This is a genomic window from Streptomyces sp. DSM 118878, assembly GCF_052936595.1.
This window is the reverse complement of the sequence record NZ_CP193622.1, coordinates 1,189,759-1,204,987: the sequence shown is the minus strand read 5'-3', so window position 1 is coordinate 1,204,987 and position 15,229 is coordinate 1,189,759. Positions and strand designations below refer to the sequence as shown.

13 protein-coding genes and 1 pseudogene are annotated in these 15,229 nt (G+C 70.9%); 6 read left to right on the top strand and 8 right to left on the bottom strand.

The genetic code is table 11. The annotated features are described in order from the left end of the window. Positions 1–55: 55 nt before the first annotated feature. Positions 56–1,087 carry a recombinase RecA gene (gene recA, locus ACRAKF_RS05030; protein WP_447035596.1) on the bottom strand — a complete coding sequence of 344 codons (1,032 nt, stop codon included), beginning with the start codon at positions 1,085–1,087 and terminating at the stop codon, positions 56–58. A gap of 183 nt (positions 1,088–1,270) precedes the next feature. After that, positions 1,271–1,744 carry a MarR family winged helix-turn-helix transcriptional regulator gene (locus ACRAKF_RS05025; protein ID WP_447035595.1) on the bottom strand — a complete coding sequence of 158 codons (474 nt, stop codon included), beginning with the start codon at positions 1,742–1,744 and terminating at the stop codon, positions 1,271–1,273. 123 nt (positions 1,745–1,867) lie between these two features. Here ACRAKF_RS05025 and ACRAKF_RS05020 point away from each other — a divergent pair, with 123 nt between their 5' ends. After that, positions 1,868–2,800: a DODA-type extradiol aromatic ring-opening family dioxygenase gene (locus tag ACRAKF_RS05020; RefSeq protein WP_447035594.1), complete on the top strand. Its 933-nt coding sequence runs from the start codon at positions 1,868–1,870 to the stop codon at positions 2,798–2,800. Between the two features lie 70 nt (positions 2,801–2,870). Then, positions 2,871–3,806 (top strand): NADP-dependent oxidoreductase, encoded by a 936-nt coding sequence (locus tag ACRAKF_RS05015; protein WP_447035593.1) that lies wholly within the window; start codon positions 2,871–2,873, stop codon positions 3,804–3,806. Positions 3,807–3,992: 186 nt separating this feature from the next. On the opposite strand, the gene ACRAKF_RS05010 is transcribed toward ACRAKF_RS05015, so the two are convergent. Continuing rightward, the gene (locus tag ACRAKF_RS05010; RefSeq protein WP_447035591.1) at positions 3,993–4,364 is read right to left on the bottom strand and encodes an ArsR/SmtB family transcription factor; all 372 of its coding nucleotides are present in this window, start codon (positions 4,362–4,364) and stop codon (positions 3,993–3,995) included. 187 nt (positions 4,365–4,551) lie between these two features. Here ACRAKF_RS05010 and ACRAKF_RS05005 point away from each other — a divergent pair, with 187 nt between their 5' ends. Further along, a complete protein-coding gene (locus ACRAKF_RS05005) occupies positions 4,552–4,890 on the top strand; it encodes an STAS domain-containing protein (RefSeq protein WP_447041815.1) in 339 nt (112 codons plus the stop codon). 144 nt (positions 4,891–5,034) lie between these two features. Beyond that, complete coding sequence (locus tag ACRAKF_RS05000; protein WP_447035590.1) at positions 5,035–5,340, top strand: PadR family transcriptional regulator; 306 nt, start codon at positions 5,035–5,037, stop codon at positions 5,338–5,340. 43 nt (positions 5,341–5,383) lie between these two features. Here the strand turns inward: ACRAKF_RS05000 and ACRAKF_RS04995 are convergent, their stop codons facing one another. Then, positions 5,384–6,658 (bottom strand): APC family permease, encoded by a 1,275-nt coding sequence (locus ACRAKF_RS04995; RefSeq protein ID WP_447035588.1) that lies wholly within the window; start codon positions 6,656–6,658, stop codon positions 5,384–5,386. Between the two features lie 340 nt (positions 6,659–6,998). Between ACRAKF_RS04995 and ACRAKF_RS04990 the strand changes: the two genes are divergently transcribed. Further along, entirely contained in the window at positions 6,999–7,598 is a 600-nt protein-coding gene (locus ACRAKF_RS04990; protein WP_447035586.1) for a hypothetical protein, read from the top strand. Between the two features lie 121 nt (positions 7,599–7,719). Here ACRAKF_RS04990 and ACRAKF_RS04985 read toward each other — a convergent pair whose 3' ends face one another. Continuing rightward, on the bottom strand, positions 7,720–9,696 hold the full coding sequence (locus tag ACRAKF_RS04985; RefSeq protein WP_447035585.1) for a hypothetical protein: 1,977 nt from the start codon (positions 9,694–9,696) through the stop codon (positions 7,720–7,722). A 172-nt stretch (positions 9,697–9,868) separates the two neighbouring features. Here ACRAKF_RS04985 and ACRAKF_RS04980 point away from each other — a divergent pair. Beyond that, positions 9,869–10,305 (top strand): annotated as a pseudogene (locus tag ACRAKF_RS04980) (ATP-binding protein). Here the strand turns inward: ACRAKF_RS04980 and ACRAKF_RS04975 are convergent. From ACRAKF_RS04975 to ACRAKF_RS04965, 3 genes are all read right to left on the bottom strand, one after another. Further along, positions 10,295–12,196, bottom strand: coding sequence for an alkyl/aryl-sulfatase (locus ACRAKF_RS04975; RefSeq protein WP_447035584.1), 1,902 nt, complete (start codon positions 12,194–12,196; stop codon positions 10,295–10,297). The pseudogene ACRAKF_RS04980 and the gene ACRAKF_RS04975 sit on opposite strands and share 11 nt — an antisense overlap. 41 nt (positions 12,197–12,237) lie before the next feature. Then, a complete protein-coding gene (locus ACRAKF_RS04970) occupies positions 12,238–13,422 on the bottom strand; it encodes an acyl-CoA dehydrogenase family protein (RefSeq protein ID WP_447035582.1) in 1,185 nt (394 codons plus the stop codon). Between the two features lie 86 nt (positions 13,423–13,508). Next, positions 13,509–15,086 carry a class I adenylate-forming enzyme family protein gene (locus ACRAKF_RS04965; RefSeq protein ID WP_447035580.1) on the bottom strand — a complete coding sequence of 526 codons (1,578 nt, stop codon included), beginning with the start codon at positions 15,084–15,086 and terminating at the stop codon, positions 13,509–13,511. Positions 15,087–15,229 lie beyond the last annotated feature (143 nt).

The following is a 15,229-nucleotide window of genomic DNA, read 5'->3' as shown; positions in this document are numbered from 1 at the left end:
CGCGTACGCAGTCGCGTACGTAGATACAGCGCCGGGCTCAAGGCCCCGGGCCCGGCTACGCGCCCGCGTCCTCGGCGACCGCGGCCTTCGCCGGTACCCCGATTCCGAGCTTCTCGAGGATCTTCTTCTCGATCTCGTCGGCGAGGTTGGGGTTGTCCTTGAGGAAGCTGCGGGCGTTCTCCTTGCCCTGGCCGAGCTGGTCGCCCTCGTACGTGTACCAGGCGCCCGCCTTGCGGACGAAGCCGTTCTCCACGCCCATGTCGATCAGGCCGCCCTCGCGGCTGATGCCATGGCCGTAGAGGATGTCGAACTCGGCCTGCTTGAAGGGCGGCGCGACCTTGTTCTTGACGACCTTGACGCGGGTGCGGTTGCCCACCGCGTCCGTGCCGTCCTTCAGGGTCTCGATACGGCGGATGTCGAGCCGCACCGAGGCGTAGAACTTCAGCGCCCGGCCACCGGTCGTGGTCTCCGGGGAGCCGAACATCACGCCGATCTTCTCGCGGAGCTGGTTGATGAAGATCGCCGTCGTCCTCGTCTGGCTGAGCGCGCTGGTGATCTTCCGGAGCGCCTGGCTCATCAGACGGGCCTGGAGACCCATGTGGGAGTCGCCCATCTCGCCCTCGATCTCCGCGCGCGGCACCAGGGCCGCGACGGAGTCGATGACGATCAAGTCGATGGCGCCGGAGCGGATCAGGATGTCGACGATCTCCAGGGCCTGCTCGCCGTTGTCCGGCTGGGACAGGATGAGGTTGTCGGTGTCGACGCCGAGCTTCTTGGCGTACTCCGGGTCCAGAGCGTGCTCGGCGTCGATGAACGCCACCGAGCCGCCGGCCTTCTGCGCGTTCGCCACCGCGTGCAAGGTCAGCGTCGTCTTGCCGGAGGCCTCCGGGCCGTACACCTCCACCACTCGGCCGCGCGGGATGCCGCCCACACCGAGCGCCACGTCCAGCGCGGTCGACCCGGTGGGGATCACCTCGATGGGCTCGTTGGGCCGCTCGCCCATGCGCATGACCGCGCCCTTGCCGAATTTCCGCTCGATCTGTGCGAGCGCGGTGTCCAGCGCCTTTTCGTGGTCGGTTCCTGCCATGAGCTTCACCCGGTCCGATGGTGTGGCACGCCACACGTCGGAGGACATGGGCGCCTACTGCCGACAACGGACGTCTCGGAGATCCCAGTAAACGAACATCCGATCGATTTGCGTGTCCAGTGAAAGGTACCAAACCGGGGGGAGCGGGGCGGGTGGAACGCCCTCCCCGCCTGGAGGTGGCGCTCAGCCTCCTTCGAGCTCCCGGCGCACGGTGGCGGCGATGCGGGGGAGTGCGGTCTCGAGGTGGCGGCGCTGAGCGGCGCTGAGTGGATCGAACACGAGCCGCTTCACCAGCGCGACGTGTTCGGGTGCGCTCTCGACGAGCTTCTGCCTGCCGGCGTCGGCCAGGGAGGCGAGGGTGTATCGACCGTCGCCGGGGTCGGGCCGGCGGGCGACCCAGTCGCGGGCTTCGAAGCGGTCCATCACCTTCGACAGGCGGGGCTGGGTGCTGTCGCAGACCCGGGCCAGGTCGCTGAGCCGCATCGTGGCCTCGTCGGCCATGGACAGCTGCGCCAGAACCCCGTACTCGAAGTTGGAGATGCCTGCGTCTCGCTGTAGCTGGCGGTCGAGGGCCGCCGGGAGGGCGATGACGACCGTGAGCAGCGCCTGCCACAGGTCCTGCTGGTCGTCGTCGAGCCAGAGTGACTGGGTGTCCATGGACCTCATCATACTTGCCCGGGCAACTCACATCACTTGCCTGGGCAAGTCTTGATGGGCTAGCTTTTTACTTGCCTCGGCAAGTGAAAACACTTGCTGAGGCAAGTGAAGGAGCTGATTTCGATGACCACTCCGAGCAGCCCGAATTCTCCGGGCGGCCGGGCTTCTCCGGGCGGCCTGGCTTCCCGTGGCGGCCTGGCTTCCCCCCGTCTGTCGCACACACCAGCCGCGGCGTACGACGACCTCCTTGCCCGGGTCCTGCCAAAGGCGCGCGAACAACGGGTGTGGAACCCCTCCGACGGGCCCCTGCCCAGCCTCTTCGTCAGCCACGGCGCCCCGTTCACCCTCGACGATCCGCAGTGGCTCGGCGACCTCTTCGACTGGGCCACCTCGATGCCCAAACCCCGGGCCGTCGTTGTCGTCTCGGCCCACTGGGAACGGGCACCGGTCGCGATATCCGGAGCCGCGGCCGGCACCCCGCTCCACTACGATTTCAGCGGCTTCCACCCCCGCTACAAGACCCTTCCCTACGCGACCCCGGACGCCACCGACCTGGCCCGGCGGCTCACCGGCCTGCTGGGCCGGACGCCCGTGCACGAGTTCGCCGACCGCGGCCTCGACCACGGTGCCTTCATCCCGCTCATGGCCATGTACCCCGCGGCCGACGTCCCGGTCGTGCAACTGTCGATGCCCAGCCTCGACCCCGGCGCCCTGCTCGAACTCGGGACACGCCTGCGGCCCCTGCGCGACGAAGGCATCCTCGTTCTCGGCTCGGGCTTCATGACGCACAGCTTCGCCGTCTTCCGCCGGCCGGAGCTCGCCGCCGACACCGCGGCCTTCGACGAATGGGCCGTTGACGCCCTCGCCCGGGGCGACGCCGACGCCCTCACCGACTACCGCAACAAGGCACCCGGTGTCGCGGTCGCCCATCCGACGGCGGACCACTTCGTACCGCTGCTGCTCGCCGTCGGCGCCGCCGATGACCCCGGCAGCGCGGTGAGCGCCATCGACCGCATGGTGCTGGGCAACTCCACTCGGTCGGTGCAACTGGTCTGAGCGCCTTGCCTGATCGCCTGTTGGCCGCATCCCTTGACGACCTCATCGATACACCCTGGAGGAAAGTGCCATGAAGGCAATACGTTTCCACGAGTTCGGCAGCAGTGAAGTCCTGCGCTACGAGGACATCGACCGTCCGGTTCCTGGCGCCGGGCAGGTACTGGTGCGGGTGGCGGCCACGTCGTTCAACCCGATCGACGATCACATCCGCGCCGGTGTCGTGGCCGAGATGATTCCGATCACCTTCCCGTACGTGCCGGGGATCGACCTGGCGGGCACCGTCGCCGAACTCGGCGCGGACGTGACCGGCTTCGAGGTCGGTGACCGGGTCGTGGCGATGCTGCCCCTCGACTCCGCCGGCGCCTCGGCCGAGTACGTGCTCGCCCAGGCCGCGTCCCTGGCCACGGCGCCCCGGACGACCGAGCTGGTCGACGCCGCGGCGCTGCCGCTGACCGGTCTGGCGGCCTGGCAGACGGCGTTCGAGCTCGCCGAGCTGAAGCCCGGTCAGAGCGTCCTGGTCAACGGGGCGGGGGGCGCGGTCGGCAGCCTGGTGGTGCAGCTCGCCGTCGACGCGGGAGCGCACGTGACCGCGGTGGACGCGCCGCAGCACGCCGACCGCCTCCGGAGCTACGGCGCGGACCTGGTCCTCGGCCCCCTCGACCTTGCCGCGGGCCCGGCCGCCGTGGGCGGCCCGTTCCAGGCCGTGGTGAACCATGTGCGCGTCTCCCCGGAGGACCTCGCGCGGCTGACGAACTACGTCGCCGACGGCGGGGTCGCCGCCAGCACGGCCGGCCCGGTTCCCGAGGACCCCGCCCGGGGAGTGCGCAGCGCGAACCTGTGGGTCCGCGGTGACGGAGCCCAGTTGGCCGAGCTGGTCGCCAAGGTGGATGCCGGCAAGCTCCGGCTCCACGTCGACGCCCACCGCCCGGTGGCCGAGCTGGCCGCCGTGCATGAGGATGCCGGTGCCGGGCGGCTGCCCGGCAAGGTGGTCGTGCTCGCTCCCTGACCGCACCCGACCGGGCCGGCCCGCCGTTCGCCCACCCGGTTCGCCCACCCGCCGGTGGGCCGCCCATTCGTGGCGCCAGCGCACCACGCGGGCCCCGGCGCGGACGGTCCGGTCCGGTCGGCTCCGGTCCGGTCCGGTCGCCGGCGGGCCCTGGCCGCAGGCGGCGGACAGCAAGCCCGCCGCAGGTCAGGCCGTAGTCGGCGCGGCCAGCAGATTACCCATCGCGGCCAGCACGGACGGCTCGACGCGGTAGTAGACCCAGGTGCCGCGCCGCTCGGAGGTCAGCAGTCCGGCCTCCTTGAGCTTCTTCAGGTGGTGGGACACGGTCGGCTGGGAGACGCCGACATCGGAGATGTCGCACACGCACGCCTCGCCGCCCTTGTGCGAGGCCACCGCGGAGAACAGCCGCAGGCGGACCGGGTCGCCGAGTGCCTTGAACATCCGCGCGGCCCGTTCGGCCTCTTCGGCGTTCATGGGGCGTTCGGTCAGCGGCGGGCAGCACGGCACCACACCCTGGACGTCGGGATCGAGCAGCGGCAACACCCTGGCATTCGACATACATCTATGTTGACACATGTCGAACCAGTCGAACCAGTAGGGGGGGCGGGAGTCCAGATGTGCGGCCGGACATGGTGAACACGCCCCAAGGAGGACGATAGAGATAGCACCCGTACCCGGACCCGTACACGGACGGACCGGTACACGGACCCGGATACGGACGCGGCTCTCGAAGGAGGTCACCGTGATGGCCGAATCCCTCTCCACCCCGCCGCGCGGGCTGGTCCTGGTGGTCGCGACGGCCGGTGCCGGACATGCCGTACTCACTCTTGGGGGAGATGTGGGGTCCGACTGCCTTCGTGAGCTGGAGGGGCGACTCTGCGCGCCGCCGGTGAGCGAGGCCGTCGAGTGGACCGTGGACATGAGCGGCGTCACCCGCTTCGACCTCGCCTGCGCGTATGCCCTGCTGCGCGCGGCCACCCTGCGGCCGCATACGGCAGTACTGAGAATCCGCGGGGCACGGCGCCCCGTTCAGCGCACCTTGCGGCACGCCGGGCTCGAAGCGGTGGCGGTGTTCGAAGGCTGATCCGGATGGTGACCGGCTGGGTGACCGGCTGGGTGGCGGGCTGGATGGCGGGCGGAGCCGGGGCGACGGGTGTCTGGCAGACGTAGACTCGGTACCCGATATCGGTTTCGTCACTGCCCGGAGGGGCGGGGAGGCGGGGTAAGGGTGCGGGAGTTCCAGCGGGGAGCGGTGCGGCTGCACATCCTGCATCACGCGGCCGAGGAGGAGATCCACGGCGCGTGGATGACCGAGGAGTTGGCCTCCCACGGCTACAAGATCAGCCCCGGCACCCTGTACCCGACGCTGCACCGCCTGGAGACGGACGGCCTGCTGACCTCCGAGCAGCGGGTGGTCGACGGCCGTACCCGGCGGGTCTACAAGGCGACCGAGGCCGGGAAGAAGGCCCTCGCCGAGGACCGTCAGGCGCTCAAGGAACTGGCCCGCGAAATCCTGGGCGGGCACGCCCTGTAGAGCGGCCGGGGCGCCACCCGCCCGGGGCCGGCGCGCGTCGGGTCTAGGAGCGCCGCGCGGCCACGGTGCGGCGCACCCCGTAGGCGGCGGCGCCGACGGCCAGGACCGCGATGCCCCAGACCACCGAGGACACCGGCAGGGCGAAGGCCAGGGCCAGGCAGCCCGCCAGCCCGACGACCGGGACGGCCCGGGCCGGGCGGCCCTCTTCGGGTGTGAGGGTCCAGGCGGAAGCATTGGCGACGGCGTAGTACGCGAGCACGCCGAAGGAGGAGAAGCCGATCATCCCGCGCACGTCCGTCGTCGCGGCCAGGACCGCTACCACGGCGCCCACCGCGAGTTCAGCACGGTGCGGCACCTTGAACTTCGGGTGGACCGCGGCCAGGGCGTGCGGCAGGTGCCGGTCGCGGGCCATGGCCAGCGTGGTGCGGGAGACGCCGAGGATCAGCGCGAGCAGCGAGCCGAGCGCGGCCAACGCCGCACCGACGCGCACCACCGGGGCGAGCCGGTCGGCGCCCGCCGCCCGGACCGCGTCGGACAAGGGTGCGGCACTCTCCGCCAGCCCCTTCGGGCCCAGCACCGTCAGCACGGAGACGGCGACGGCGGCGTAGACGACCAGGGTGATGCCGAGGGCGATGGGAATGGCCCTCGGGATGGTGCGCTGCGGGTCGCGTACCTCCTCGCCGAGGGTGGCGATGCGCGCGTACCCGGCGAAGGCGAAGAACAGCAGCCCCGCCGCCTGGAGCACTCCGCCGAAGCCGGCGTCGTCCCCGACGTCGAGCCGGGCCGCGTCCGATGCCGAGGAGGTGAGGGAGGCCACCGTCACGGCGGCGAGCACTGCCAGGACGACGGCCACGATCACCCGGGTCAGCAGCGCCGACTTCCGCACCCCCGAGTAGTTCACCGCCGTCAGCGCCACCACCGCGGCGACCGCGACGGCATGGGCCTGCCCGGGCCAGACGTACCAGCCGGCCGTGAGCGCCATCGCCGCGCAGGAGGCCGTCTTGCCGACCACGAAGGCCCAGCCCGCCAGGTAGCCCCAGAAGTCCCCCAGCCGCTCGCGGCCGTAGACGTACGTGCCGCCCGACGCCGGGTACCGGGCCGCGAGCCGGGCCGAGGAGGTGGCGTTGCAATACGCGACCACCGCGGCCAGGCCCAGGCCGATCAGCAGCCCGGAGCCTGCGGCGAGAGCCGCCGGGGCGAGCGCGGCGAAAATCCCGGCGCCGATCATCGACCCCAGACCGATCACCACGGCGTCGGACACCCCTAGCCGCCGCCGCAGCTCATCCGGCACCCCGGCGGCGATCGATGACTTGCCCATGGCCCCACTCCTCTGGCGGCACGCCCGCGCACCCTACGAAACTCGATATCGGCAGACGATACGGGACTGCGCGAACCGCTTCGACCGAACCTCGGCCGCCGCCCCCTCTCACGGGCAACCTCCTGGGCTGACCATCTCCCGGGTCGTCACGTAGCGCCGTCGGCTCCTGGGATGGCGCAACCTGGCCCAAGGTTTGCGGCCAAAGATTGTGGATTCAGTCTGTTTAGAGACATTCGATCAGCATGTAGGACGTGTGGGCGTTCCGTTCCCCCTACGTTGGAACCGTCAGACGGAGTATCTCTCCGCCTGAACAATCGAAGGAAGTAACACCATGCGCACCATGCGCACAACCACTGCCAGGACCTTCCTGATCGCGACGATCGCCGTAGCCGGCCTTACGGTGTCGCCCGCCCTCGCCTCCGCCCAACCGGGTACGGGCAGCGCCCGGGCCCACAGCGCTGCCGGGGCCCCCGGCAGTAACGGGACGAACGGCGTCGGGGTCCTCGGGGGTATCGGTGGCCTCGGCGGCACTGGTGGCGCCGCAGGTGCCAACGGCAACGGCGGCAACGGAGGGGCCGGAGGCAATGCCAGCGGCCTCGCAAGTGTCGGCGGACTCGGCGGCACGGGCGGGGCCGGCGGCGCCAACGGCAACGGCGGCAACGGCGGATACGGTGGCGGCGCCATGCTCGGTGGCACCGGCGGCGAGGGCGGCGTGGGCGGCGTCGGCAACGCCGGAGCCGGAATCAACGGCGGCAAGGGCGGCAACGGCGGCGCAGCCATCGTCAGTGGCGGCCACACAGGCGGCAAGGGCGGCGCCGGTGGCGCGGCCAGCCCGGTCTGCCCGGGTAAGCCCGGCGGCAATGGAACCGCGGCCACGATGTTCGCCGACGGCACCACCGGCGCCACGGGCGCTGCCGGCAAGACGACTCTTCCCTGCTGAACCTCCCGGTGAGCGGGTTGAGCGGGTTGAGCGGGTTGCAGTCAGCATCTCGCGCCACGATGGGCGGTGTGGCTGCACGCGGCGCCAGGTGTCCCGCAACCCGCGGAAGGTGCCACCACGCTCAGTGGGGACGCGTTCGCCAGGCCCGGGTGAAGAGTTCGGGCAGAGGGCCGGCGACGGGCCGTGAGTAGACCTTGGCCCCGATGACCCGGACTCCGAGCAGCTCGGCCTTCCAGGTCTCCATCGGAGGGTGGAACGTGTCCCCGCCCGCCCAGTCACCGGGCAGGAACACCCCCCGCCCGGCCCGGGCCCTGCGGTCGGCGACCACCAGACCGGCCTCGACGAGTTCGGCCACAACAGTCTTGTGGTGTGCGGGAGTCCACCGGTTGAAGCGGCGGATACGGCGATCGGTGGGCGCGGGCAGGGCGAGTAGCTGTAGATACAACGTGGCGGCGTCCGTATCCAGGCCGGTGGTGGCTGCCGCCTCCTTGACCACCTGTGGTGCGGACAGCCGCGGATCGCTCTCGTAGCCGCCCGGCGGCAGCGATCCCTCGGTTATGCGCTGCACGATCCGCTCGAACTCCGGACCGCGCAGCCGGCGGACCAGCGCCAGATGCGAGTCCTCCATGTCGACCACGGTCTCCAGGCGCCGCGAGCGCTCGTCGGTCCCGTAGCGGCCGGGCCGGAAGTACACACCGGGCGCCTCGCGTTCACCGCGCCGGTCGAACCCTGCCTCGGAGACGACGACCAGGCCGTCATCGAGCGTGGGGTGGGCGAGCGGCTCGGCGGCGTCCAAGTAGGGCAGGGCGCCGGGGAAGCCCGGCAGCAGTTCCGCCACGGTGCGGCCGCGCAGGCTGCGGCCGCGGGCGGAGAGCAGCAACTCCGGGTGGGCCAGACGTTCCCGCAGCAGCCGTACGGTCTCGGGGACACCCCGGCGTACGGGATCTCCTTCGGGAAGCTCGGCATACACCCAGTCGACGGCGTCGCACACCACGGCGAGCAGCTCTCTGAATCGGAAACCCTCGTCGCCCTCCCAGCCGCCGCCGCTGATGCTGTTCACCCGCAGCCGGGTGTCCGGGTCGCGGGTCAGCCGCGGCTCGCGCGCGGGATCGGCGAACACGGCGCACACGGCTGCCGGGGCCATCCGAACATCGCTGTGCTCGGCGGCGACGGCGAGCGTCGACTCGGGCACGGCGGGGCGTACGCCCTGTTGCCTGCGCCAGGCCCCGGCGATCCGCTCGGCGAGCGCCCGCTGCCCGCCCTCCAGCCACAGCTCCTCGGGGTCCGCGGGCAGCACGTCGGCCAGCAGGTCGAGGCGCTCGGCCACCGGCAGGGCCGCCAACTCCCGCTCACCGGCCTCGGCTTCGGACTGCTTGAGTCCCATCACCTTGCGCGCCTCGGCATCGAGGCCCCAATACCCGTACTTCACATCGGGCATTCCCGCGAGCAGCAGCGCGGCACCGGCACGGCTCAGCCCGGTCCGCTCGGCGAGCATCGCGGCCGCCGCGCGGTCCCAGGGTGCGGGGCCCTTCTGCCGTACGAGGTGCACGAGGCGCCGCAGCCGGTCAGGTGTGTCCCAACCAGCCGCGGGCACCGGCTCGGCGGCCGTGATCCGGCCTGGCGCCGGCGGCTGGGCGCTCCCGGTGCGCAACTCGACGAAGCGCTGCCCCTCCCGGCCGGCCCCGAGGCCGTGCAGAGCGACCACCGCGCCATCGCGGGTCCGAGCGGCACGTGTGTCCTTGTCGGCGAGTTCGAGGACGCCCGTACGCATCCGGACGCGAACCTCCGGTTCGGCGAAGGGAGTTTCCGCCCATACCTCCAGCATGGCCAGCTGGACCGCGCGCAGATGGTCCTGCACGTGGAAGGAGCTCGCCCGCAGGGCCACGGCGCCGCACCGGCCGATGAACCGGTACCAGTTCCAGCCCTGGTACCGCGCGGGCGCCTCCTCGCCGCTCCCGGTCAAGTAGCCGCCGACCTCGGTGAACACGGTGAGCGTGCCGGGCCCCCAGTGGCCGGAACCTTCGATGAAACCGTTGAGGGCCTGGGCGATCCACTTCTCGTCGAAGGGCTGTGCGGGACGTATCGCGGTGTGGGACATGCGGCCATCCTGCCGGATCACGTGCCTGCCTTTCGCCGCCGCCGGAGCACGCGCTTCACCCGGCTGACCCGGTACTCCCTCGGGGGAGGGCACACCGGCGACCGCGTGGCTCGCGACTCACCTTTTTCTGCTCCGCCCGCGCCTGCGGCCCGCACGACGTAACGTCGAGTCCATGATCGTATGGCTCAACGGCACCCATGGCTCGGGCAAGACGACGACCAGTGCTCTCGTGCAGCGGCTGATCCCGGACTCACGGGTGTTCGACGCCGAGAAGGTCGGCGAGACGCTCATGGACATCACGCCGCGGTTGCCCTGGACGGGCAACTTCCAGGACTGGCCGCCGTGGCGGCCGCTCGTGGTCGACACCGCCCGACGCGTCCTCGACTACACCGGCGGCACGCTGGTCGTTCCCATGACCGTCCTGGTCGAGGCGGGCGCATCGCGGGCGACACCGTTCTCGGCCCCGACTCCCCGTTCCGTCTGCGATACCTCAAGCCCTACGCCGAGGCGGCCGACACGTGGCTGCACGCCGAGGCCGAGGTCGTCGACACCACGCACCTCACACCCGCCCAGGCCGCCCAGCAGATCGCGGAGGCCGTCAAGACGTGACGATCGGGAAGCGGGTGTCGGGCCGGTCGGTGAGTGATCCGAAGGTGAGCAGGGTCCGTACGTCGCCCTCGACCGTGGCATCACCTCGGGCGATCGCGTCGGCGAAGGTGGTGGTCCTGCTCATCACGGCGTCGAGGACGGTTCGCGGCAGCCTCAGCGTCACATCCGGGTCCTCGCCGCGCGGTGCGCCGCCGCGCATCGGGGTGAGCGCGCCGTTGGACAGCAGAACGGTCCAGGTCTCGGCCGCGCTGGAACTTTCCGGCTGCGCGGGCTCCGGTGCGGTGATCTCCCAGCGCAGGAGCATCCGGCCGGCCGCCGCCGCTCGGGGGCCGTTGATCCGGACGGCCATGGACCGGAAGATCTGCTCGACCGTCAGGGCGGCGATGATGTCGGGTGCTCCTCGGGTGGGGGTGCCGCGTACGCCTTCACGCAGCTCCATGGCGCCCATGAGGTAGAAGTTGCGCCACGGACCGCACTCCGCCCCGTGGCCCAGGTGCTCGAAGGCCGAGGCCTGCAAGGCGCGGGCCGCCACGTGCCCGGGCTCGGCGAGCAGCACATGGCTGAGCACCTCCGCGGTCCAGCGCAGGTCACCGGCTTCGAACGACGCGCGGGCCTTGTCGACCACCGCGTCCGCCCCGCCCATGAACGCGACGTACCGCTCTGCCCCCTCCCGCGGCGGGTGCTGCCACAGGTGCGCGGGGTTGCCGTCGAACCAGCCCATGTACCGCTGGTAGACCGCTTTGGCGTTGTGGCTGAGCGAGCCGTAGTAGCCGCGGACGTGCCAGGCGCGCTCCAACGCGGGCGGGTAGCGCAGCTCCTCCGCGATCTCCGCGCCCGTACGGCCCGCGTTGATCAGCCGTACGCACTGGTCATGCAGGTAGGCGTAGGCGTCGCGTTGCTCCTCCAGGAACCGTACCGCCCGGTCCTGTCCCCAGGTGGGCCAGTGGTGGGAGGCGAACACCACGTCGGTGTCGTCGGCGAACAGGGCGAGCGTCTCGGTCAGATAGCGGGCCCAGGCGCTGGGGTCGCGGACCAGGGCGCCGCGCAGGGTCAGCACGTTGTGCAGGGTGTGGCAGGCGTTCTCCGCCACACACAGGACGCGCGGCCCGGGCAGGTGGAAGTTCATCTCGGCCGGGGCTTCGGTGCCGGGGGTGAGCTGGAAGACCAGGCGTACGCCGTCGACGGTCTCCGTCTGGCCGGTGGTGGTGATGTCGAGGGTGGGTGCGATCAGCGAGATGCTGCCGAGCGAGGTGGTCTGCCCGAGGCCGCAGCCGATCTGCCCCGCGGGCCCCTTGGGCAGAGCGGCCCCGTACATGTATCCGGACCGGCGTCCCATGGCCGGGCCCGTCATCACGTTCTCGCCGGCGGCGTGCTCCAGGAATCCGGCGGGCGCGATGACCGGTACCCGGCCGGAGGCGGCTTCGGCCGGGTCGATGATGCCGCGTACCCCGCCGAAGTGGTCCACGTGGCAGTGCGTGTAGATGACGCCCGTCACGGGGCGCTCACCCCGGTGGGTGCGGTACAGGGAGAGGGCGGCGGCGGCCACCTCCGTGCTGATCAGCGGGTCGACGACGATCACTCCGCGTCGTCCCTCGATGAAGGTGATGTTGGAGAGGTCCAGGCCCCGCACCTGGTAGACGCCCGGTACCACCTCGAACAGGCCCTGCCGGGCCACCAGCCCGCTCTGCCTCCACAGCGACGGGTGCGCCGTGGGCGGGCAGTCCTCCTTCAGGAAGGCATAGGCGTCGGCGTCCCAGACGAGGCGCCCGGCGGCGTCGTGAACGGTGCCCGGTTCGAGCCGGGCGATGAACCCCCGGGCGGCGTCCGCGAAGTCCTCCTCGTCGTCGGGGCCGTGGGAAGGGGAGGTGTGGTCCTGCGAGGCGTGGGTCATGGGTGCTGTCTCGTCTCGGTGCGGGGCCGGCTTCGGCCTCATCAGGCGAGCGTCACCAGCGACTTGGCGATGCCGTTGCGCTGGATCTCGGAGGTTCCGGTCAGGACACGGAACATGCGCATCTTGCGGAAGAGGTACTCGATCTCGTTGCCCTGGGTGAGCCCGTCCTTGCCGTGGATCTGGACGGCATGGTCAAGGATGCGGAACGCCGATTCCGCGACGAACAGCTTGCACATGAACGCTTCCGTGCGGACGTCGGATCCGCTGTCCAGGGCGCCGAGAGCGGCGTAGGTCATCGAACGGGCCGCGTAGAGATCGGTCGCCATGTCGGCCAGCTTGTGCTGGATGGACTGCATCTCCATCAGGAGCCGCCCGCCCGCGGCCTTGCGCGTCAGGGCCCGGTCGCGGGTCAGCTGGAGGGCGCGGCGGGCGGCGCCGATGGCGGTGGGACAGTGCAGCAGCCGGTTGTTCGTCACCCGGCCCAGCGCGATCTTCAGGCCCTGGCCTTCTTCCCCCAGGAGGTTGGCGGCCGGGACGTGGCAGTCTTCGAGGATGATGTCGCTCTCGATGTGCTCGCCGGACATCGGGGTGGCGCCCTCCACCACACGGCAACCGGGGCTGTCCAGGTCGACCAGGAACGCGGAGAAGGAGTTCTCCGTGCCTGCCGTCCGCGCCACGACGATCGCGAAGTCGGCGAAGGGCCCCGCCGAGCTGAACACCTTGTGGCCGGTCAGGCGGTATCCGTCGCCGTCCCCGTCCGGTGTGGCGGTGGTGGTCATGGACCGTACGTCGGAGCCGGCGTCGGCCTCGGTGAGGGAGAAGCAGCAGGCCCTTTCACCGCGTACGAGGGGCAGCAGATAGGTGGTGAGCTGGTGCTCCGTGGCGTACTTCAGGATGTCCCCGGCCCGGAGTGGTCCGCCCATGTCGCCGAGCACCGAGTGTCCGAGGACTCGTCCGCAGGCGCCGATCTCTTCCTTGAGCGCGGCGAGCCGGACGTTGCTGAGGGCCTGGCCCCCGTACTCCTCGGGGAGGTGGATGCCGTAGAAGCCCAGTTCGCGACTGCGCTGCCAGACGGGTTCGAGGTCGGCTCGGGTGAGGCGGGTCTCACGCGTGATGCCCCGTTCCCGCTCGTAGTCGGCGAGTTCACCGTCCAGGTAGGTGCGCAGCCGGTCGACGAGTCCGGCGAGGTGCGGGTCGTCGTAGGTGGGGCGGAACGAGAAAGTCATGTGCGGTCTCTCTTGATGAGCCTGATGAGGGTGGTGAGCCTGATGGGGGTGATGGGGTGATGGGGTGATGGGGTGATGGGGGTGTATCAGTGCACGCGTCGGTCGGCGCCGGCCCAGTAGGGCTCGCGCACGGCCTTGCGGTCGAGCTTGCCGTTGCGGTTGTGGGGGAGCGCGGTCACGAACTCCACCGAGCGGGGCTTCTTGAAGCGGTCGAGGCGCATGGCGCAGAAGTCGGCCAGTTCCTGTTCGCCGACGTGCTGTCCGGGGCGGGTCACGACGACGGCCTTGACCGCCTCGCCCCACTTCTCGTCGGGCACACCGACCACACAGGCCTCCTGTACGGCGGGATGCTCGTACAGGGCGGTCTCGACCTCGGTGCTGTAGATGTTGAAACCACCGGAGATGATCATGTCCTTCTTGCGGTCGACGAGGAACAGATAGCCGTCCTCGCGCATGAAGGCCAGGTCACCGGTGTGGACCCAGCCGTCGCGGAAGGTCTCCGCCGACAATTCGGGAGCGTGCCAGTACTCACGCACGCAGTCGGGGCCGCGCACGATGACCTCCCCGATCTCACGTGGCGGCAGTTCGCTGCCGCGCTCGTCGACGACACGGACCTCGGAGTCGTACGCGGGGCGCCCGCACGACCGGAGGAGTTCCTCGTCCTCGGTCACTCCCCGCAGGACCTCCGCGCTGGAGAGGCCGGCGACCACGCTGGTGGTCTCCGCGAGACCGTAGCCCTGGGCCACGACAGGACCGAACAGGGCGACGGCGTCGCGCAGCCGCTGAGGCGAGACCGGGGCCCCGCCGACGCGTACGCTCGCGAGGCTCGACAGGTCGCGCTCCGCCGCGCTCGGGTGGGCCAGCACCATGTTGAGCATGGCCGGCACGAGGAACGTGGCGGTGATCCGCTCCCGTTCGACGGCATCGAGGAAGGCCTCCGCGCTCCACGTCGGCAGGATGTGGGTGGTGGCGCCACCGAACACACCGGCCAACAGCACCATGCCGGTGGCGTGGGTGATGGGCCCGCAGGCCAGATAGCGGGTGTCGGGGCCGGGCCGGGACTCCTCGCTCATCAGGGTCTTCCGCATGTTCGCGAGGCGGTTGCCGAACGTCTGCACCGCCGCTTTGAGAGCGCCGGTCGAACCCGAGGTGAAGTTGAGTACGGCCGGGTCGTGTTCGGTGGTCTCGACGGCGACGACGCTGTCATCGCCCTCGGCCAGCAGGTCGGCGTACGGGACCGGCCGGGGCCCCGCGCCCGGTCCTTCCTCGGCCACGGTGTCGAGCAGCACGGGCAGGCAGCCGGTACCCGCCGCCTCGATGGCGGCCAAGGCGTCCTCGCGGTGCGCCGCGTCGAACACCAGGAAGCGGACGGGTGCGTCCCTGAGGATGTGCTCGATCTCCGCGCGGCCCAGCCGGGCGTTGACCGGCACCCGGATCAACCCTGCCTTGTACAGGGCGAATTCGACCTCCACGAGTTCGGCGCGGTTCCACGCGAGTGACGCCACGGCTTCCCCGGGACGCAGCCCGCGCCGCCGCAGCGCGGAGGCCAGCCGATTGGCGGCGGTCTCCAGCCGGTCGTACGACCAGGTCTGATCCCCGCATACGAGCGCGGGATGAGCGGGCCAGTGGCGGGCGCTGCGTGTGAGGTACGTACCGAGGTTCATCGGGCGGCTCCAGAGGGCCAGGTCACATGGGGGAGTGACGCGGGAGAGACGTACAGCGGGAGAGGCGTACAGCGGCAGGGCGGAGAGGCGGTAGCGCGCACAGTATCGACGGGTTGCAAATTTCCAGACAGTTTGTTCAGTAA